The 19151-nt window shown below is 74.0% G+C and carries 14 protein-coding genes; 6 read left to right on the top strand and 8 right to left on the bottom strand.

What is annotated here, in order from left to right; translation table 11 throughout:
• Positions 1-12 precede the first annotated feature (12 nt).
• The 5 genes from ACGFZ2_RS12800 to ACGFZ2_RS12780 form a co-directional block, all read right to left on the bottom strand.
• Complete coding sequence (locus ACGFZ2_RS12800; RefSeq protein ID WP_393452927.1) at positions 13-1332, bottom strand: heparan-alpha-glucosaminide N-acetyltransferase domain-containing protein; 1320 nt, start codon at positions 1330-1332, stop codon at positions 13-15.
• Entirely contained in the window at positions 1329-2090 is a 762-nt protein-coding gene (locus ACGFZ2_RS12795) for a BPL-N domain-containing protein (protein ID WP_393258298.1), read from the bottom strand. The genes ACGFZ2_RS12800 and ACGFZ2_RS12795 overlap by 4 nt, the downstream gene beginning before the upstream one ends.
• Positions 2090-2899 (bottom strand): dimethylarginine dimethylaminohydrolase family protein, encoded by an 810-nt coding sequence (locus tag ACGFZ2_RS12790; RefSeq protein WP_393452924.1) that lies wholly within the window; start codon positions 2897-2899, stop codon positions 2090-2092. The genes ACGFZ2_RS12795 and ACGFZ2_RS12790 overlap by 1 nt, the downstream gene beginning before the upstream one ends.
• A gap of 77 nt (positions 2900-2976) precedes the next feature.
• Positions 2977-7062, bottom strand: coding sequence for a Pls/PosA family non-ribosomal peptide synthetase (locus tag ACGFZ2_RS12785; protein ID WP_393452921.1), 4086 nt, complete (start codon positions 7060-7062; stop codon positions 2977-2979).
• A gap of 1023 nt (positions 7063-8085) precedes the next feature.
• A complete protein-coding gene (locus tag ACGFZ2_RS12780; protein WP_393452918.1) occupies positions 8086-9771 on the bottom strand; it encodes a dolichyl-phosphate-mannose--protein mannosyltransferase in 1686 nt (561 codons plus the stop codon).
• Between the two features lie 92 nt (positions 9772-9863).
• On the opposite strand from ACGFZ2_RS12780, the gene rsmI reads away from it, so the two are divergent.
• Positions 9864-10703, top strand: a complete 840-nt coding sequence (gene rsmI, locus ACGFZ2_RS12775; protein WP_393453667.1) for a 16S rRNA (cytidine(1402)-2'-O)-methyltransferase — start codon at positions 9864-9866, stop codon at positions 10701-10703.
• A gap of 151 nt (positions 10704-10854) precedes the next feature.
• Here rsmI and ACGFZ2_RS12770 read toward each other — a convergent pair whose 3' ends face one another.
• Positions 10855-11868 (bottom strand): hypothetical protein, encoded by a 1014-nt coding sequence (locus ACGFZ2_RS12770; RefSeq protein ID WP_393258311.1) that lies wholly within the window; start codon positions 11866-11868, stop codon positions 10855-10857.
• A 149-nt stretch (positions 11869-12017) separates the two neighbouring features.
• Here ACGFZ2_RS12770 and metG point away from each other — a divergent pair, with 149 nt between their 5' ends.
• Complete coding sequence (gene metG / locus ACGFZ2_RS12765; RefSeq protein WP_393452915.1) at positions 12018-13820, top strand: methionine--tRNA ligase; 1803 nt, start codon at positions 12018-12020, stop codon at positions 13818-13820.
• Positions 13821-13911: 91 nt separating this feature from the next.
• On the opposite strand, the gene ACGFZ2_RS12760 is transcribed toward metG, so the two are convergent.
• Together ACGFZ2_RS12760 and ACGFZ2_RS12755 are read right to left on the bottom strand one after the other, a co-directional pair.
• Positions 13912-14763, bottom strand: coding sequence for an alpha/beta fold hydrolase (locus ACGFZ2_RS12760; RefSeq protein ID WP_393258316.1), 852 nt, complete (start codon positions 14761-14763; stop codon positions 13912-13914).
• Positions 14764-14850: 87 nt separating this feature from the next.
• Positions 14851-16080, bottom strand: coding sequence for a hypothetical protein (locus ACGFZ2_RS12755; RefSeq protein ID WP_393452912.1), 1230 nt, complete (start codon positions 16078-16080; stop codon positions 14851-14853).
• Positions 16081-16175: 95 nt separating this feature from the next.
• Here ACGFZ2_RS12755 and ACGFZ2_RS12750 point away from each other — a divergent pair, with 95 nt between their 5' ends.
• The 4 genes from ACGFZ2_RS12750 to ACGFZ2_RS12735 all read left to right on the top strand — a co-directional run bounded on the left by ACGFZ2_RS12750 (position 16176) and on the right by ACGFZ2_RS12735 (position 19148).
• Positions 16176-17111 (top strand): TatD family hydrolase, encoded by a 936-nt coding sequence (locus ACGFZ2_RS12750; RefSeq protein WP_393258322.1) that lies wholly within the window; start codon positions 16176-16178, stop codon positions 17109-17111.
• A gap of 64 nt (positions 17112-17175) precedes the next feature.
• Positions 17176-18045 (top strand): 16S rRNA (adenine(1518)-N(6)/adenine(1519)-N(6))-dimethyltransferase RsmA, encoded by an 870-nt coding sequence (gene rsmA / locus ACGFZ2_RS12745; RefSeq protein ID WP_393258325.1) that lies wholly within the window; start codon positions 17176-17178, stop codon positions 18043-18045.
• Positions 18046-18054: 9 nt separating this feature from the next.
• Positions 18055-18195, top strand: a complete 141-nt coding sequence (locus ACGFZ2_RS12740; protein WP_357457253.1) for a hypothetical protein — start codon at positions 18055-18057, stop codon at positions 18193-18195.
• Positions 18192-19148: a 4-(cytidine 5'-diphospho)-2-C-methyl-D-erythritol kinase gene (locus ACGFZ2_RS12735; RefSeq protein WP_393258328.1), complete on the top strand. Its 957-nt coding sequence runs from the start codon at positions 18192-18194 to the stop codon at positions 19146-19148. Before ACGFZ2_RS12740 ends, ACGFZ2_RS12735 begins: the two co-directional genes overlap by 4 nt.
• Positions 19149-19151 lie beyond the last annotated feature (3 nt).

The following is a 19151-nucleotide window of genomic DNA, read 5'->3' as shown; positions in this document are numbered from 1 at the left end:
CACCCCTGCCGTTCAGCCGCGCCGCCAGGCGGTCGCGTGCCGGTCGGCGGAGGGCGGCGCCGGTCGTGCGTACATCGACATGCCGGCCCGACCTCGTGATGCTCGGCCTGGCCAGGTGACCAGTCGACCGGCGCCGCGCGAGAGCAGCGTCACGAGCCCTTCCAGCGGGCCACGGCCCGCAGTGGCCCACCAGGCGGTCGCGACCAGCACGACGACCAGGACCTGCGCGAGGTATCCGGCCGTGGGCTCGAGAGTGTCGAGTTCGGAATTGATGAACACGATGTGCGCGGTGTAGAGCGTCAGCGTCATGCTGCCGGCCGCCGCGAGGGGCACCAGCAGCACGGAGGTCGCCCGCCGTGCGAGCTGGCCGAGGAGCAGCAGGGCGGCGAGCACGGCGATCGCGCTTCCGATCGTGCCGAGCAGGTCGAGCGGGGTGCTGGTGTGCGGCGCGTCGACCGCGAGCCACCACCACGTCGAGGTGGGCGTGCTGCCGTCCCCGCCGAGCGCGAGGAGTCCGCTCGTCTCGGCCACGGTCAACCCGCTCTTCGGCTGCGTGAACCAGATCTGCTGCAGACCCTCGTATCGGTTCAGCAGGACCCACGACGCCACCGGCGCCGCCGCGGCCAGCGCGACCCCGGTGTAGAGCAGGCCGAGGAGCACCGACATCCGGGTGAGGGTCAGCCGCCCGACCACCAGCCCGGCGCAGAGGTACGCCAGCCACGTCACCGCGGGGAACTCCCCCGTCATCGACAGCTCGGTGAGCAGCGCGCCGGGAGCGTCGACGAGCTGCGCGAACGCCGGGTTGTCGTAGGTCGGTCCCGGCAGCTGCGGCAGCAGGAGCTGGCGGAGCACGGGACTGCCGGCGGCCACGGCCAGGCAGGTGACCGCCACCAACCAGGTCGGCAGGAACACCAGCGGGATGGCCAGCACGAACATCACCGCGTAGTACGGCAGGATCACCGACGCCAGGGACGCGTCGGCGTAGCCCAGTGCCAAGCCGATCGCGCCGATGACCAGGGCCCGGACGACGAGCGCCGCCACCGGGCCCGCGCCGTCGGCCAGGCGGACCCGCCGTCGACCGGTCATGAACGCGATGCCGACCCCGGCCAGCACCGCGAACAGGGCGGCCGCCCGGCCGCCGAAGATGGTGAACGACCAGGTCGGTCGGCCCAGGGCGTCGGACTGGTACAACGAGTGCACGGCGATCATCCCGAACAGCGCGACGCCACGCGCGGCGTCCACGCCGAGCAGCCGGGAGCGCCCGGCCGTCGCGGGCGGAGCGTCGCCGGCCCGGTCCAGGGCGGTGCGGCTGAGGTAAACGGTCTGTGTCATGGCCTCATCACGGTGTCGATCAGGTCGCAGCCGAGATCCGTGCCGAGCCGGTCGGCGATCGGCAACCCGGCGTCGACGTACCAGTCGTCGGTGGCTTCGGGGTGGGGGCCGACGACCCCGACCCGGCCCGCGCCGAAGGGGGCGACCATCGCGGCGACGGTGCCGTTCGGGTAGGTCGCGAGGACGTCGGCCTCGGCCTTCGGGCGCAGCCAGAAGTACGGGCCGTCCTGGAAGAAGAGCGTCCGCCGCCGGCCGCGCCAGGAGACCTGGACGACGGTGTTCCGCTCCGAGTCGACCGTGGCGGCGGACGAGGCGATGTACTGGTCGGTGTCCCCGGGCAGGAGGCCGAAGCCGGGGGTGGCCCCCGCGAGGTAGCCGCCGAGGCAGATGCCGAGGTACCTGCCGCCGGAGTGGACGAACTGCCTGATCTCGTCGCGGTGGCGCTTCAGGTGGCGGTAGCCGCGGTTGAGGGTGCCGCCCCCGGGTTGGGCGTAGAGCGTCGCCCCGGCCAGGGCCCGCCGGGTCAGCGGCAGGTCGTCCGCGTCCGGGCCGACGTAGCGGACGTCGAAGCCCCAGCGGCTGGACTTGAGCAGCGCCGCCACCGCCTCCGGGCAGCCGGGCAGCGTCGCCGGCCCCCGGTAGACCAGCGCCACCGGCGGCTCCGGCGACCCGGGCAGTGGCGCGCGGACCGTCAGGCCACGGCCGGCGAGTGCCCGCCCGCCGGCGGCGAGCAGCCGACCGACGTTTCCCATCGCCATCACGGCCTCGCCGGCAGCGGGGCGTCGAGGGTCAGCGCGGTGCAGCGGACCCCGCCTCCGCCCTTGGCGAGCTCGGTCGTGTCGAGTTCGACGACCCGCAGGCCGCGCTCGCGCAGCGCGGTTGCCAGCCGCGGCGCCCCCCTGGTCATGGTCACGGCGGTGCCGTCACTGATCAGGTTGAGCGCGAAGCGCGTCGCCTCCTCGACGCAGACCTCGATCAGGTCCATGCCGAGGCCGCGCAGCCGCTGGCGGCTCGGCTCGTCGAGGGCCTCCGGGCAGTAGGCGAGCGTTCGTCCCGGCTCGACGACGCCGACCGCCAGGTCGAGGTCGTACCACTGGTGGCTCACCGTCCGCAGCGGCACGATCTCGTAGCCCAGCTCCTCCGCGAGCACGGCATGCATCCGCCGGTCGGTCCGCTGGCCGTAGCCGGCGAGCAGCAGGTCGCCGCAGGCCAGGGCGTCGCCCTGCCCGCTGAACGGGTACGGCGCCTCCAGGACCTCGAAGTCGTGGTCGATCAGCCACCCCTGGAAGTACGGCAGCTCCGCCTTGCGCTCGGGTGGTGGTGCTCCCAGCACGGCCCGACGGCCCCGCACCAGGGCGGCGTTCGCGGTGAAGACCATGTCCGGGCACTCCGGCGCCGACGTCACGTACTCGATGCGGCGTCCCGCCGCCCGGTGCGCGGCGACGATGCGCTCGTGTTCGAGGATCGCCACCGCGTGATCGGGCTGGATCTCGGTGTGCATGTACGGGTTGATCTCGTAGTCGACGCGGAAGTGGGCCGCGTCGGAAACCAGCAGTGCCTTGTTCATCGAGCGTTCTTCCCTTTCGGTGAGCGGATGGTGGACGGGCTGCGGCGCAGTGCGAGCCGCAGCCGTACGGCGCGGCATCAGGCCGCCCGTTGGCTGGTGGTGTCGTGGGTGAGCACGCCCTGGGCGGGGATCCCGCGCCATCGGGTCCCGGCGACCAGGTGTTCGCCCTTCATCAGCAGCGAGAGCGAGCCCAACATGACGTCGTCGCCGACGACCGCGTCGTAGAGCACGATGGCGCGGGTGCCGATCGTGGCGCCGGCGCCGACCGTGACGACGGACATCTTCATCACCCGGTCCTCGAACAGGTGGGTCTGCAGCGACACCTCGGTGCCCACGGTCGCGTCGTCGCCGATCTCGACGAGGTCGAACTCGGTGAGGTACGTCGTGCCGATCCAGGTGCGTCTGCCGACGCGGACCCCGAACCAGCGCAGCAGCGGCGGCAGGAACGGCGTGCCGACCAGGAGCCCGATGCCGGCGGGAACCGCCGCGGCCTCGTAGAGGCCGGTGACGAACTCGGTGCGCCGGACGAAGCCGCTCCACAGCGGTTCCACCCGGGGTCGGTAGGTGCCGACGACGTTGCGCTTGGTCGCCGCGCAGAAGGCGATCACCGCGACGCTCGACGTCATCGCGACGAACGGCGACACCAGCGCCGGCACGAGCAGGTCCCGACCGTTGGCGAGTTGGGACAGCGCCAGGAGGTAGAGGTAGAAGCTGGCGCCGAGCACCGATGCGGGCAGGGTCGCGCGGAAGAACTCGACGAACAGCCGGCGGGCCACCACGGGGCGCGGCGGGCGGTACGTCACCTCCTCGGAGAAGGAGCCGCTGCTCTGGCGCGCCGGCAGGTGCATCGCCGGTGAACCCAACCACGACGTGCCCTCCGGGACGCCGTCGTCGGGCGGCAGCGTGCCGACGCCGATCAGGGACCCCTCGCCCAGCACCGTGCCGGCCGGTACGAACGCGGCGTTGCCGACGAAGGCTCGGCTGCCGACCGTGGTGGGCAGGAACGCCATGCGGCCGTTGGCGAACGTCGCGGCGCCGAGGCTGGCCATGTCGGCGACGAAGCTCTCCGATCCCAGGGTGAGCAGGTCCGGGTCCAGGTGCGCGGCGGTGGAGACCTCGGCGCCGCGGCCGACCCGGGCACCGAGCAGTCGCAGCCAGGGCCCGGTGTAGAGGGTCGCGTAGAGCGAGTTGGTGAACATGAGGCTCGACTCGAGCAGCTTGTCGGCGATCCACTTGCGCACGCCGAGCATCGAGTGGATGCGGTGGTGAATGCCGACCGGCACCCGCGGCAGCACGAGACGCTTGCCGGCGGCGACCAACACGCAGACGGTGAGCACGTAGACGATCCCGGCCGGTAGGGTCGCGACCAGGCCGGCGAGCAGACCACGGGTCAGCAGCACCCACCACACCAGCGCCACGCTGGGCAGGACCATCGCGATCGCCCCGAGTTCCAGCCCGACCAGGCCGACCAGCGCGGCGGCGATGTGGTGCACGCGCCAGCCACGCCGCAGGCGGCGGTAGCTGAGCAGCGATTCCACGGTGGGAGCGAGCCGGGGGGTCGGTGCCGGCGGCGAGCCCGCCCAACGCTCCCCGGGTGGCACCGTCTCGCCGTGGACGAGGACGGACTGTTCGCCGAGGCCGGCGTCCACCCCGACCGAGGCGCCGGGCTCGAGGACCGCGTTCGCGCCGACGAAGGCGTCCGCCCCGATCGTGACCGGCCCGACGACGACCCAGCCGTCCTCCGCCCGCCACGGCCGCAGCGAGACGCCGTACCCGACCGAGGCGTCCCGCCCGACGGAGATCAGGGTCGGCAGGCTGATCGCGCTGGTCGCGATCATGGTCCGGCGGCCGATCCGGGCACCGAGCAGCCGCAGGTAGGTCGCCATCAGCGGAGAACCGCTGAGCACGGGCAGCGGCCCGACCGCCAGCAGCGTGTTCAGCGCCCAGAGCCGGACGTAGGTGGGGCCCCACAGGCGGTACCGGCCGGGCCGGATGCCCGCGGCCAACGGCCGGGCCAGCAGCACCGGCAGCACCCACCGCACGCCGAGGTAGCTGAGCAGGATCGCGACCATCAGCTCCACGAGGACGCGGACCGACACGAAACCGTCGTTGCGGGTGTAGACGTAGGAGACGGGGAGCGTGACCGCCAGCAGCAGCAGGTAGATCACCGCCGCCTGGCCCGAACCGGCCAGCGCGATCCGCCGGCTGCTGTGCCGCACCGGGGCGGGGCGGGGCGGAGCGCTGGGCGCGACGGTCCGATCGGCGGCGCCGAGATGAGCCGCCATGCCTCGTACGGTCGGGTGGGCGTACAGGTCGCGGACCGCCGGGCTTACGCCGACCTTGCGGGCGCGCAGCAGCGACACCACCCGCGCCGCCAGCAGCGAATGCCCTCCGAGGTCGGCGAAGAAGTCCGCCTCGACCGACAGCGCCTCGGACTCGATGCCGAACGCCTCCGCCCACGCCGCGCGTACCTGCTCCTCCAGTTCGCCCTCGGCGGCCACGACGGGGCCGGTGGCGAGGGCGAGCCGGCGGTTCGGCGGGGGCAGCCGCTTCCGGTCGACCTTTCCGCTGGGCATGGTCGGCAGCGCGGTGACGACGTCCAGGAAGGACGGCACCATGTAATTGGGCAGCCGGGTCTGCAGGGTCCGGCACAGCCGGGCGATCAGCTCCGCGTGCCCGCCCTCGTCACCCTCGTGTGCGACGAGGTAGGCGGCCAGCTCGTGGGGGGCGTCCGGGGCGTCGGCGACCGGGACCAGCGCCGCCACGGCCTCGGCCACCCCCGGGTCCTCCAGCAGCACGCTCTCGATCTCACCGAGGTCCACCCGATGGCCACGGATCTTGACCTCGGAGTCCGCCCGGCCCAGGTATTCGATCTCGCCGTCCTCGGTGATCCGCCCGAGGTCCCCGGTGCGGTACAGCCGACCGCCGGGCGGCGCCAGGGCGTGCGCGATGAACCGGTCGGCGGTCAGGTCCGGCCGCCCCACGTACCCGCGCGCCACCCCCGGGCCGCCGATGCAGATCTCACCCACCTCGCCGTCGGCGACCGGCTGCCGCTGCTCGTCCAGCAGCACCACGGAGTAGGTCGGCAGGGGCCGCCCGATGGTGACCGGTCGCCCGGGGAGCAGCTCGCCCCAGGTCGCGGTGACCGTGGCCTCGGTCGGCCCGTAGGTGTTGAGGATTCGCCGGCCGGGCCGGCTCCACCGCTCGACCAGCTGCCCCGGGCAGGCCTCCCCGCCGACGAGCAGGTTGCGGATCCGGGGCAGGTCGCGCGGAACGGTGGCCAGCAGGGTGGGCACGCAGTAGAGGACGGTGACGCGTGCCTCGTCCAGGAAGTCCGCCAGCTCCGCGCCGAGGCGACGCGAGTCGTTCGGACCGGCCACCAGGGTGGCGCCGACCGACCACGTCGGCCAGATCTCCTCGATCGCGAAGTCGAACGCGATCGTCATGCCCTGGTAGACCCGGTCCGTCGGGCGCACGTCGTACACGCCGGGCACCACGTCGAGGAAGTTGCAGATGCTCGACTGCGCGACGTCGACGCCCTTGGGCCGACCGCTCGACCCGGAGGTGTAGATCACGTAGGCGCCCGGGTCCTGGCTCCCGTCGCCGCCGATTTCCGGCCGGTCGCCGGGCGCGGCGGCGAGTTCGGCAGCGCACTCGTCGACGACGAGGGCCGGCCGGTCGCCCACCCGGTCGGCGAGCGCCGTGGACGTCAACACCAGGTCGACGGCGGAATCCTCGGCGATGTAGGCGACCCGGTCGGCCGGGGACTCGGGGTCGATCGGCACGAACGCCGCGCCGGCCTTCCCCACGCCCAGCAACGCCACGTACGTCTCGACGGAGCGCCGCAGCAGGATGGCCACCCGCGAGCCGTCGCCGACACCGAGCGTGCGCAGGTGGTGGGCCAGCCGGTTGGCGCGCTCGTCCAGCTCGCGGTAGGTCAACCGCGCATCGCCGCACTCGAGCGCGATGGCCGACGGGTTCCGGTCGCACGCGGACTCGAACACGTGGTGCAGGCGCCGCGTACGCCTGACGCCGCCCTCGTCCCACGGCTTCCGCACGGCATCGACGACCAGCGAGCCGATCGCGACGCGCGCCTCCGCGTCCGGAAGACGCTCCGGCGCCGGGGGAGACGTGGGCGTACCGGTGAGACCTACCTGTTCCACGGAACCGCGAACCTCCTGCGTCGATTACGAGCAAGCAACCGGTGCCGTGCGGTGGACGCCTGTGCGGACCCCGTCATCACCGGACCGGTGGCAGGGATGTCCGACAGAAGCCCTCCGCAGGGCAGGTGCGATGGACAGCGATATCGCCGTGAAGCCCGCGAGGCGTCACGGAAGTGCCAAATCGTCGTGACGGGTGTCGGCTGGACCGCCGACCGCCGCCGGGATCAGTCGGCGCTTGCGCCTGCTACCGGCCGGGGCTGATCGGTCGCGTGCAGGTGTGGCTGGGCGTCGACACACCGAGGGCCGCGGGTCGGGAGCGCCGGTCCCGACCGGACAGTGGTCGCGACGACCGAGAGGTGCGTCAGGGGGCCTGCCGTGGCGCGGACGCCGCTGCGCCGGGCCGGTCGATGTCGCCGCCGGGTGGCGTCGACGAGGTCCGGGTCGGCGCCGGAGCGGGCGGCGCCGGAAAGTCCCTTGAGGACGGCGGGTGACCCACCGTCGTGAATGTAAACGACCACTCGGACGAGAGTAGGGAGGCAATTAGAGCTTTATGTCGGGTTATGCGGTGTTGCGTGACTCGCGGTCTCCAGAAGGTGAACATCCGGATGAACGGGCTGTCCGACGACGCCGACGACGATCGACGCAGGGGGTCGAATATGGAATGACGAGGCATGAATCGCGCGCCGGCCAGGGGCGGCCGGCCGGGGAAGTTCGATCGGCTGCCGGCTTGCGATGGCCGTCGATCCGCACCGTTTGTGCAGGATGACGGACCGTAAGATGTCGGATGTAAACCATCCGTTCGGTGTCGCGTAGGTCGGAAATCTGACCGAAGTCGACCCGTTGTGCCAGTGGTGTGGGGTGGTTAAGCTCTTCATGCGCGCCCCAATCGCCCGCTTCCCCCGTGGCAGGCGATCGGGGCGCGCTTCTACGTCGACGGGCCCGCACGCCACGCGTGCGGGCCCGTTCTCGCGCGCCCGCCGCGCCCCCGGGGCCCCGGAGCCGCGGCGGGACGCGCGTCTTCGGTCAGATCCAGCGGCCGTCCAGCCACATCCGCGCCGACCACTCGGCGTACGGGAGCAGCTTGCCGACGAAGATCGGATGGAAGTACGCGAAGCAGAGCGCGACCAGCAGCACGTACGCCCCGGCGATCACCCCGCCCACGAGCCGGCGGTCCTGGCCGGCGTCGAGCGGCGCGACGGTGCCGCCTCCGGTCGGGCCGGCGGGTGTGACGATCGCACCGAGCACGTAGACCACCGCCAGCACCAGGAACGGCAGCACCGGCGCGGTGTAGAAGGAGAACATCGTCCGGCCGTCCAGCGCGAACCAGAACCAGGGCAGCAGGCCGGCCGCCACGACGAGCAGGATCGCGCCGGCCCGCCAGTCCCGCCGGGCCAGGCCTAGCCACGCCAGCGCCACCAGGGCGGGCAGGAACGACCACCAGAGCAGGGGCGTGCCGAGCAGCAGGACCTCCGAGGCGCAGCTCGGCGCGCCGCAGGCCCCGTTGCCCGACCAGTAGAAGGCGACCGGTCGGCCCAGCAGCAGCCACTGCCACGGCCACGACTGGTACTTGTGCCCCTCGTCCAGAGTCCGGTGGAAGCCGTACGCCGCCTTGTGGTACTCGACGAGGTTGTGCAGCGCGCCGATGACCGGGGTGTCGCTCAGCGGCGCGTTCGGGTACCGCTCCGCGAGCCGGTAGTAGCCGTCGTCGCCGAGCAGCCAGCCGGACCAGGTGGCGAGGTAGGTGACCACCATCAGCACCCCGGCCAGCACCAGCCAGGGCAGCTCGTCGAGGAGGGTGTCCCGCCACGGCCGACGGGCACCCGCGGAGCGGCGGACCCCGACCTCCCAGAGGATCACCAGCAGCGCGAACACGGGCAGGAAGTAGAGCGCGCTCCACTTCACCGCGCAGGCACCGCCGAACAGCACCCCGGCGGCCAGCCGCCACCACGGCCAGTTCCGCCAGCCGCCCGCCGGCCGCCCGGCCCGCCCCGGCCGGCCCGGGTCGAGGCCCGCCTCCAGCGCCCGGGCCCACCGGCGGCGCCGGGCGTCCCGGTCCAGCACCAGGGCGCCGAACGTGGCCAGCACGAAGAACAGCAGGAAGATGTCGAGCAGCGCCGTGCGGGACAGCACCAGATGGAAGCCGTCCAGCGCGAGCAGCAGGCCGGCCGCGCAGCCGAGCGCGGTCGAGCGGAACATCCGCCGGCCGATGCGGACCAACATCAGCACCGACAGGGTGCCGACGACCGCCGCCGAGAACCGCCAGCCGAACTCCGGGGTGGTGGTCATCAGGTGCCCCGGCACGGAGATGCCGTGCTCGGCGTCCGAGTAGCCGAAGGCCCACTCGCCGAGCCCGATCAGCCACTTGCCGAGCGGCGGGTGGACCACGTACGAGGGGCCGTTGTCCTGGTAGTTCCACTCGACGCCCTTGTCGACCAGGGCCCAGCCCTCGCGGGCGTAGTAGATCTCGTCGAAGATCTTCCCGGGCGGATGGCTCAGGCCGACGAACCGCAGGATCGCCGCGATCGCGACGATCACGCCGGTGGCCAGCCAGGAGCGCCCGTCCAGCCGGGCCTCCACGGTCGCCAGCCGGCGCCGGACGATGCCGGGAACGCCGCCGCCGGGAGCCGGGGACGATCCTTCCGGTGGCGATCCCGTCGTGGGATCGGGTCCCGCCTGGTCCGCGCTCTGTGCTGTCGACGCACTCGTCACCCGGCGATCGTAGGCTGCCAAGGTGCCCGGTGGCGCCCGTCGTCTCCGATACCGGCACCCCTGTCGATGAAGGAGCCGTTCCCGTGGGTGAAATGTCCGACACCGGGCGCCTGATCCTCCTCGGCGCGCCGCTCGGCAACCCGGCCGACGCCTCGGCCCGCTTCCGTGAGGTGCTCGCCGCCGCCGACGTGGTGGCCGCCGAGGACACCCGCCGGCTCACCCGCCTGGCCCGCGACCTGGACGTCACCGTGGCGGGGCGGATCGTCTCCTACTTCGAGGGCAACGAGGAGCGGCGCACCCCCGAGCTGGCCGACGTATTGACCGCCGGCTACGTGGTCGCCCTGGTCACCGACGGCGGCATGCCGAGCGTCTCCGACCCCGGCTACCGGCTGGTGCGGGCCGCCCTGGACGCCGGCGTGCCGGTCACCGCCGCGCCCGGCCCGAGCGCCGTCACCACCGCGCTGGCGCTGTCCGGGCTGCCCTGCGACCGGTTCTGCTTCGAGGGCTTCCTGCCGCGCACCCCCGGCGCCCGCCGGTCCCGGCTGCGGGCGCTCGCCGCCGAGGAACGGACGTTGGTCTTCTTCGAGGCGCCGCACCGGATCGCGGGCGCGCTCGCCGACCTGGCCGCCGCGTTCGGCGCCGACCGGCCCGCCGCGCTGTGCCGCGAGCTGACCAAGACGTACGAGGAGATCGTCCGCCGCCCGCTCGGCGAGCTGGCCGACTGGGCCGCCGCGGGGGAGCCCCGCGGCGAGATCACCCTCGTGGTGGCGGGCGCGCCCGAGACGGCCCCGGAACGCCCCGACGACGACACCCTGCGGGCCGCCGTCGCCGCCCGGGAGGCCGCTGGCCTGTCCCGGCGGGACGCGATCACCGAGGTCGCCACGGAGTACGGCCTGCGCCGGCGCGACGTCTACGGCGTCGTGCACGCCTGAGCCCCGGCCGGCACCACGCCGGCTGCTCGGGTGTGTCCTCGGGCCCGGCGCTCGGCCCGCCCCGGCTGTGCACTCCGGCCCGGCGCTTGGCTGCTCGGCGCACCGTGGGCCTCGCCGGGCCGTCCCGGGGCGCTCGGGGCACCATCGGGGTTCACCAGGCGGCGACGAGGAAACCGGCGGTGATCACCAGCGGGCCGGCCAGCGCGCCGGCCACCGCCCAGCGGCGGGCGCGAGGATCGGCGAACCGGGTCGAACCCGTCCACCGGGCGATCCCGGCGGCGCAGCCCAGCACCACCAGCAGGCCGAGCAGCCAGCGCAGGTGCGCGGCCCGGCCGGTGTCCGCGTACGCGGTGCCGCCCTGCGGGCCCGTCATCCGGGCCGGCAGCGTCGTGCCGGTCGCGGTGCGCTCCGCGGTCACCCCGCTCACCCGCACGCCGTGCGCGGTCCACGTCTCGTCGGCGGAGACGAAGTTGCCCCGGCAGCGCTGCGTGAGCCCACCGCCGGTGCAGTCGGCGATCACCACCGTGCCCCGGGTGGCGTGCCCCACCGCCAGCCAGAACGGGCCGGCGCTGACCCAGGCGAAGAACGCCGCCACCAGGCTCAACGCCAGCAGCGCGGCCAACCCCGGCAGCGGATCGGGCGGACGCGGGGTGCGCCGGAACCGTCGCCGCGCGGCATCCTCCCGGGTGGACCGCTGCCGCTCGTGCGGCGACTCCTCCCGGATCGGCGTGCCGTCCCAGTGCACCAACTCGATCGGCGGCCAGTACGCCGCGTCGCCGCCGTCGGTCCCTTCCCCGGCCCCGCCCTCGCCGTCCGGCGTACGCCCGCCGTCGTCCCGGTCAGGCGTACCGTCGGCCAGGGATCGGCCCCGGCGGGGCCAGCGGTTCGGCTGCCGGACCGGGGCCCGGCGGGGCAGGGCGTCAACCGGCGCCCCGGTCGTGGGCTCCACCTCGACGGCGGGCGCGGGAGGCGGCGAGGCCGCGACCGCGCCGGCGGGCGGTTGCGGCGGCGGCTCCGGCGGCGGCTCCGGCGGCGCGGCGGCCGGAACCACCCGCGGGTGCGGCGCGAGGGTGCCGCGCGCCGCCCTTGTCCCGCCGCCGTCCGCCGGGCCGGAGGGACGGTCGTCACGATCCCGGGCCGCTCGTCTGCTAGTCACGGCGTTCATTGCACCCCGCAACCCGCACGCGAACGGGCAGCTCAGGCCGCGTGTCGGCGACAAATCGGACAAATAGCGGACCCGATCCGGCCGGTCCGCCGACCCGCGAGCCCTATTGATTCGCGATCACCCGAAGCGGGTCACTAGGCTTGCTGGCCATGAGTCACGTTCTCGCGGCGGTTGCCTGGCCGTATGCCAACGGCCCGCGCCACATCGGCCACGTCTCCGGTTTCGGCGTTCCCTCCGACGTCTTCAGCCGGTACATGCGGATGGCCGGCCACGACGTGCTCATGGTGTCGGGCACCGACGAGCACGGCACCCCCATCCAGGTGCAGGCGGACGCCGACGGCGTCACCCCGCGCGAGCTGGCCGACCGCTACAACCGGGTGATCGTCGAGGACCTGCACGGCCTCGGGCTCTCCTACGACCTGTTCACCCGCACCACCACCCGCAACCACTACGCGGTGGTGCAGGAGCTGTTCGAGGGGATGTACCGCAACGGGTACATCGTCCCGAAGACCACCATGGGCGCGATCTCCCCGTCCACCGGCCGGACCCTGCCCGACCGCTACATCGAGGGCACCTGCCCGATCTGCGGCTACGACAGCGCCCGCGGCGACCAGTGTGACAACTGCGGCAACCAGCTCGACCCGATCGACCTGATCGACCCGAAGTCGCGGATCAACGGGGAGACCCCGAAGTTCGTCGAGACCGAGCACTTCTTCCTGGACCTGCCCGCCCTGGCCGACGTGCTGCGGCGGTGGCTGGACACCCGCGAGGGCTGGCGGCCCAACGTGCTGCGCTTCTCGCGGAACCTGCTCGACGACCTCCAGCCCCGGGCCATCACCCGGGACCTGGAGTGGGGCGTGCCGATCCCGCTCGACGGCTGGCGGGACCGCCCCGACAAGCGCATCTACGTCTGGTTCGACGCGGTGATTGGCTACCTCTCCGCCTCGATCGAGTGGGCCCGCCGCTCCGGCGACCCCGAGGCGTGGCGCAGGTGGTGGTCCGCCGACGCCGAAGGCAAGGACGCCCGCGCCTACTACTTCATGGGCAAGGACAACATCGTCTTCCACTCGGTGATCTGGCCGGCGCTGCTCTCCGGCTACTCCGGCGAGGGTGACCGCGACGGCCAGCCGGGCGAGCTGGGCCGGCTCAACCTGCCCACCGAGGTGGTCTCCAGCGAGTACCTGACCATGGAGGGGCGCAAGTTCTCCTCCTCCCGGCGGGTCGTCATCTACGTCCGGGACTTCCTGGAGCGGTACGACGCCGACGCGCTGCGCTACTTCATCGCCGCCGCCGGCCCGGAGAGCAACGACACCGACTTCACCTGGGCCGAATTCCTCCGCCGCAACAACGACGAGCTGGTCGCCGGCTGGGGCAACCTGGTCAACCGCTCCATCTCGATGGCGGCGAAGAACTTCGGCGCGATCCCGCCCGTCGACCCGGCCGGGCTCACCGAGGCCGACGAGGCGCTGCTCGCGGTCGCCCGGGCCGGCTTCGCGACGGTCGGCGACCTGATCGCCCGGCACCGGCAGAAGCAGGCCATCGGCGAGGCGATGCGGGTGGTCGCCGAGGCCAACAAGTACCTCTCCGAGCAGGCCCCGTGGAAGCTCAAGGGCGAGGCCGACAAGCCCCGGATGGGCACCATCCTGCACGTCGCCCTCCAGGTGGTCAGCGACGCCAACACGCTGCTCACCCCGTTCCTGCCGCACTCCGCGCAGAAGGTGCACGAGCTGCTCGGCGGCACCGGCGTGCACGCCCCGATGCCGGTCATCGAGGAGGTCGACGACCTCGACGGCGGGCCCGCGTACCCGGTGCTGACCGGTGACTACTCGGTCGGCGCGCGCTGGGAGCCCGTGCCGCTGGAGGTGGGCCGGGCGTTGGCCGCACCGAAGCCGGTCTTCCGCAAGCTCGACCCGTCGATCGTCGACGAGGAGCTGGCCCGCCTGGCCGGCTGATCCCCGAGCGTGCCGACGGGCGCGACCCGAGGGGGTCGCGCCCGTCGTCGTCCGTGCCAGGCCGTGCGGCTGTGCTTCCCGGGCGGGGCGGTCAGGCCCGCGCCATCGCCGGCGCGCCGATGAAGTCCATGATGCTGCGGTTCACCTCGGGCGCGTTCGTCCAGGGGATGCCGTGCGGCGCGCCCTTCAGGGTGACCAACTGGCTGCCGGCCAGCATCGGTTGCAGCCGCTGACCGGTCTTCGGGTACGGCAGCACCGCGTCGGAGTCACCCTGCACGATCAGTACCGGCACGTCGATGCGGGACACGTCGCCCCGGAAGTCGGTCTGCCAGGCGTCCACGCTGTCGTGGGTGCCCTTCGCCGAGGCCCGGGCGCCGATCTCCCAGTGCGCCCGGAACGCCTCCTCGCTGACCAGCCTGCCCCTGTTCTCCTGATAGTTGAAGAACGCCTCGCAGAAGGTGGTGAGGTACGCGAAACGGTCGTCGAGGATGGCCTGCTGGAAGCCCTGGAAGAGGCTCTTCTCGACCCCCTCCGGGTTGTCCGAGGTCTTCAGCAGGAACGGCGCGAGCGGGGCCAGCAGCACCGCCCGGTCGACCCGCTGCGAGCCGTACACGCCCAGGTAGCGGGTCACCTCGCCGGTGCCCATCGAGTGGCCGACCAGGATCGCGTCGCGCAGGTCCAGCTCGGTCATCAGCACGTCCAGGTCGGCGGCGAACGTGTCGTAGTCGTACCCGAACGCCGGTTGGGCGGAAGCGCCGAAACCCCGCCGGTCGTACGTGATCGTCCGGTATCCGGCGGCCAGCAGCGGCCCGGTCTGCTTCTCCCAGGTCGCCCCGTTGAACGGGAAGCCGTGGATCAGCACGATCGGCTGACCGGAGCCGTGGTCCTCGTAGTACAGGTCGATGGGGGCCGAGTTCTCCGTCCCCACGGTGATGAAAGGCATGCGCGTCTCCTGGTCACATGACGGCTGGACGCGTGCGGGTTCCCGCCCCGTCCCCGGTTATGCCGGCGAGATCCGGCACGCGTCGGGTCAGAGCCGGTACGGCAGGTCCACCACCCGGTCCTCGGTGACCTCGGCGGCCGGCGCCCACGCCTCGTAGACGCCCCGCTCCTGGCACTGCGCCCCGGTCTCCGCCACCGCGTCCGGATCCGGTCGGCGCAGCCGCAGGCGGAGCCAGCCGGTTTCCTCCCGCAGCACCAGGCAGGGCACGCCCCGCCAGTCGGCCAGCCGCAGCCGGCGGGCCGCCCACTCGACCGGGTACCGGGCGGCGCGGGTCATCGCCAGCACCCGGAACCCGCCGGGCAGGTCGGCCACCGCCTCGTAGTCACCGCCGGCGTAGCCGCCGACCAGCCGGGTGGAGTGGGGCGCCTCGCCCGTCGGCACGTACTCCTGGTCGGGGGAGAGCCCCGGCACCGCCGCGAGCAGGTGCCGCCACTGCGGGCCGACCATCCGCAGCCAGCCGCGCTGCTCGGCCTGGTAGCTGTAGAGCACCACCTCCACGCCGTCGGCCGGGTAGGCGAGCAGGGTGGCGTTCGCCGGCATCGGCAGGTCCGCGAAGTCCCGCGTGACGAACTCCGGGACGAGCTGACCGTTGCTCGGCACGAACCCCGTGCCGAGGACCGCCGCGCCGAGCCGGTCGCGGGGCGCCAGCGCCGTCAGGCCGCGGTGCGCCGCGCCGACCGGCACGTCGTAGTCGCCCGGGTCGGCGGCCCGCCAGCGCAGCGCGTACGTCACGTCCGCGCCGTCCCGGGCGTCCGCGCCGTCGGTGCGCAGCACCGTCGTCGCCGCCGGGGTACGCAGGTGCGCCACGTCGTGCTCCCGGTAGCAGAAGCCGTGCGGCAGCCACCCGCGCACGTAACCGGCGAGCTGCCGGGCGGAGAGCACCTTCACCATCCGGGTGCCGCGCCGGACCACCGCCGAGGCGCGCACCGCCGCCAGCGTCGGGTCGCCGGCCGCCGTCGGCTGCTGGCTGAGCTGCTGCACGTACGACCAGCCCCGCTCCCGGTGCAGCGGCACCAGCAGCGGCGCCTCCGGCTCCTCGACCGGCTCCATCGCCGGATGCACGTCGCTGACCTCGGTGGCGTGCACGAACCTGCGCCACGGCCGGGTCGTGCCGGGCCGGGACCACTCGAAGCCGGGCGCCTCGGCCGCGCTGGACAACTCGTACGCCGCGCCCCGGGCGATCTCCTCCGCCGGGTACACCGCGCCCCCGTACGTGACGAAAAGGCCGTTTCCGCTGGTCTGAGGGGTGACGGTCACCCCGCTGACGCTAGGCCCGACATGTGCCGAGTCGGTGAACGGCCGGTGGCGTCCCCGCGACGCGGGCCGCCGACGGTGTGTGATGCTGGCCTGCGATGAGCGAGCCCACCGAAACCCGCAAGCAGCGCGCCGCCCGCCGGGCCGGGGAGTTCCCGCCCGCCCCCGAGCCGCTGCCCCGCCCCGTGCTGGACAGCCACACCCACCTCGACATCACCGTCAGCGAGGCCGGTGTGCCCCCGCACGGCGCGACGGGCGAGCCGGGGGCGCGGGCAGCTGCCGACTCGAGCGGCGGCCCCGCCGCGGACCCCGTCGCCGCGGTCGTCGCCGTCGCCGCCTCTGTGGGCGTCGACCGGCTGGTGCAGGTCGGGGTGGACGTGGCGTCGTCCCGTTGGGGCGCCGACGTCGCCGACGCCCATCCGGCCGTGCTGGCCACCGTGGCGCTGCACCCGAACGAGGCGCCCCGCCTGGCCGACCTCGACGAGGCGCTGCGCGAGATCGAGGCGCTCGCCGCCCGCGACCGGGTACGCGGCATCGGCGAGACCGGGATGGACTTCTTCCGCACCGGCGAGGAGGGGCGGGCCGTGCAGGAGGAGAGCTTCCGCGCGCACATCGCCATCGCCAAGCGGTACGGCAAGGCGCTGGTCATCCACGACCGGGACGCGCACGCCGACGTGCTGCGGATCCTCGACGACGAGGGTGCGCCCGACACCGTGGTGCTGCACTGCTTCTCCGGCGACGCCGACTTCGCCGCCGAGTGCGTCCGCCGCGGCTACCTGCTCAGCTTCGCCGGCACCGTCACCTTCGGCAGCGCCGGGGCGCTGCGCGAGGCCGCCGCGCTGACCCCGCTCGACCAGATCCTGGTGGAGACCGACGCGCCGTACCTGACCCCGATGCCGCACCGCGGCCGGCCCAACGCGTCGTACCTGATCCCGCTGACCGTCCGGGCGCTGGCCGAGACGACCGGCGCGGACCTGGACGATCTCTGCGCCGCCATCTCCGCCACCGGCGACCGCGTCTTCGGCCCGTGGTGACCGGCAGGTCCCCCGCCACGGGCCCCCTCCGCACGCCCGTGTCGGCCCGCATAGGCTACGGGGCGTGACCGGTCTCCTCGGCCCGGCGGAGATCCGGGAACTGGCCGCCCGGCTGGGCGTCGCCCCCACCAAGAGGCTCGGCCAGAACTTCGTGCACGACCCCAACACGGTGCGGCGCATCGTCACCGCCGCCGGGCTGACCCCGGACGACGTGGCGCTGGAGGTCGGCCCCGGCCTCGGCTCGCTCACCCTGGCCCTGCTCCCCGCCGCCGCCCACGTGCACGCCGTGGAGATCGATTCGACGCTGGCCGGCGCGCTGCCGGAGACCGCCGCCCGGCACGCCGGCCCGGACGCCGCCCGGCTCACCGTGCACCACGCCGACGCGCTGCGCGTACGCGCCGCCGACCTGGCCGACCCGGCACCGACCGCGCTGGTGGCGAACCTGCCCTACAACGTGGCCGTGCCGGTGGTGCTGCACCTGCTCGCCGAGCTGCCCAGCCTCCGGCACGGCCTGGTGATGGTGCAGAAGGAGGTCGCCGACCGGCTCGTCGCCGGTCCCGGCTCCAAGGTGTACGGCGTCCCGTCGGTCAAGCTCGCCTGGTACTCCCGCGCCCGCGCCGCCGGGAAGGTCCCGCCGAACGTGTTCTGGCCGGTGCCGAACGTCGACTCCGGACTGGTCGCCTTCACCCGCCGCGAGCCGCCCCGCGACGACGTACCCCGGGAACGGGTCTTCGCCGTGGTGGACGCGGCGTTCGCGCAGCGCCGCAAGACCCTGCGCGCCGCGCTGGCCGGCTGGGCCGGCGGCGCGGACCGGGCCGCCGCCGCGCTCACCGCCGCCGGCGTCGACCCCGGCGCGCGCGGCGAGTCACTCTCCGTCGAGCAGTTCGCCGCCATCGCCGCGTCGGCCCCGGCCGCCCCGTCCGCCGCACAGTAGGCTGACGCCGTGCCCGCCCCGGGCCATCCGCACGTGTACGCGTACGACCTGGTCGACGGCCGGTGCGTGCCGGCCGCCGACGCCGCCGAGGAGCTGATCGTGGAGAAGCCGTTCGACATCCGCCTGCGCCCGCGGGACACCGCCCCGTGACCGAGGCCTGGGGACCGGACGACGAGGACGAGCAGCGGCGGCGCGGCGCCAGCGGACCGGTGCGGGTCCGGGTACCCGCCAAGGTCAACCTGCACCTCGGGGTGGGGCCGCTGCGCCGCGACGGCTACCACGAGCTGAACACCGTCTACCACGCCATCTCCATCCACGACGAGCTGACCGCCCGCCGGGGCGACACGCTCACCCTCACCATGGAGGGCGAGGGCGCCGGCGAGCTGGCCCTGGACGACTCCAACCTGGTCATCCGGGCGGCCCACGCCCTCGCCGGGTACGCCGGGGTGACGCCGCACGCCCGGCTGCACCTGCGCAAGCAGATCCCGCTGGCCGGCGGGCTGGCCGGGGGCAGCGCCGACGCCGCCGCCGCACTGGTCGCCTGCGACGCGCTCTGGGGCACCGGGCTGTCCCGCGACGAGCTGGCCGGGATCGCCGCCGACCTGGGCTCCGACGTGCCGTTCCTGATCCACGGCGGCACGGCGCTCGGCACCGGCCGGGGAGAGGCGGTCAGCCCCGTGCTGGCCCGCCCCACGTCCTGGCACTGGGTGGTCGCCGTCGCCGACGGCGGTCTCTCCACCCCGGCCGCCTACCGCGAACTGGACCGGCTCCGCGACGCCGGCACCGCCGGGGCGCCGCTGGGCAGCACCGACGGGCTGCTCGCGGCGCTGCGCCAGCGGGACCCGCGGGTGCTCGCCGCGACCCTCGGCAACGACCTCCAGGACGCCGCCCTGGCCATGCGCCCGTCGCTGGCGGCGACGCTGAAGGCCGGCGAGGCGGCCGGCGCGCTCGCCGGCATCGTCTCCGGCTCGGGGCCGACCTGCGTCTTCCTCGCGCTGGACGCCGCCGACGCCGAGCGGATCGCCGCCGAGCTGGCGTCGGCCGGGGTGTGCCGCGAGGCACGGACCGCCCACGGCCCGGTCGCCGGCGCCCGCATCGTCTGACCG

The organism is Micromonospora sp. NPDC048063 (assembly GCF_043202855.1).
Classification (GTDB): domain Bacteria; phylum Actinomycetota; class Actinomycetes; order Mycobacteriales; family Micromonosporaceae; genus Micromonospora.
The sequence above is the reverse complement of the archived record's forward strand: the minus strand, read 5'-3'. Positions and strand labels throughout refer to the sequence as shown.

What these genes read in the sequence shown, in the direction of transcription:
- ACGFZ2_RS12800 (WP_393452927.1), bottom strand. Translation starts at nt 1,332, where the DNA reads ATGACACAGACCGTTTACCTCAGCCGCACCGCCCTGGACCGGGCCGGC.
- ACGFZ2_RS12795 (WP_393258298.1), bottom strand. Translation starts at nt 2,090, where the DNA reads ATGGCGATGGGAAACGTCGGTCGGCTGCTCGCCGCCGGCGGGCGGGCA.
- ACGFZ2_RS12790 (WP_393452924.1), bottom strand. Translation starts at nt 2,899, where the DNA reads ATGAACAAGGCACTGCTGGTTTCCGACGCGGCCCACTTCCGCGTCGAC.
- rsmI (WP_393453667.1), top strand. Translation starts at nt 9,864, where the DNA reads ATGTCCGACACCGGGCGCCTGATCCTCCTCGGCGCGCCGCTCGGCAAC.
- ACGFZ2_RS12770 (WP_393258311.1), bottom strand. Translation starts at nt 11,868, where the DNA reads ATGAACGCCGTGACTAGCAGACGAGCGGCCCGGGATCGTGACGACCGT.
- metG (WP_393452915.1), top strand. Translation starts at nt 12,018, where the DNA reads ATGAGTCACGTTCTCGCGGCGGTTGCCTGGCCGTATGCCAACGGCCCG.
- ACGFZ2_RS12760 (WP_393258316.1), bottom strand. Translation starts at nt 14,763, where the DNA reads ATGCCTTTCATCACCGTGGGGACGGAGAACTCGGCCCCCATCGACCTG.
- ACGFZ2_RS12750 (WP_393258322.1), top strand. Translation starts at nt 16,176, where the DNA reads ATGAGCGAGCCCACCGAAACCCGCAAGCAGCGCGCCGCCCGCCGGGCC.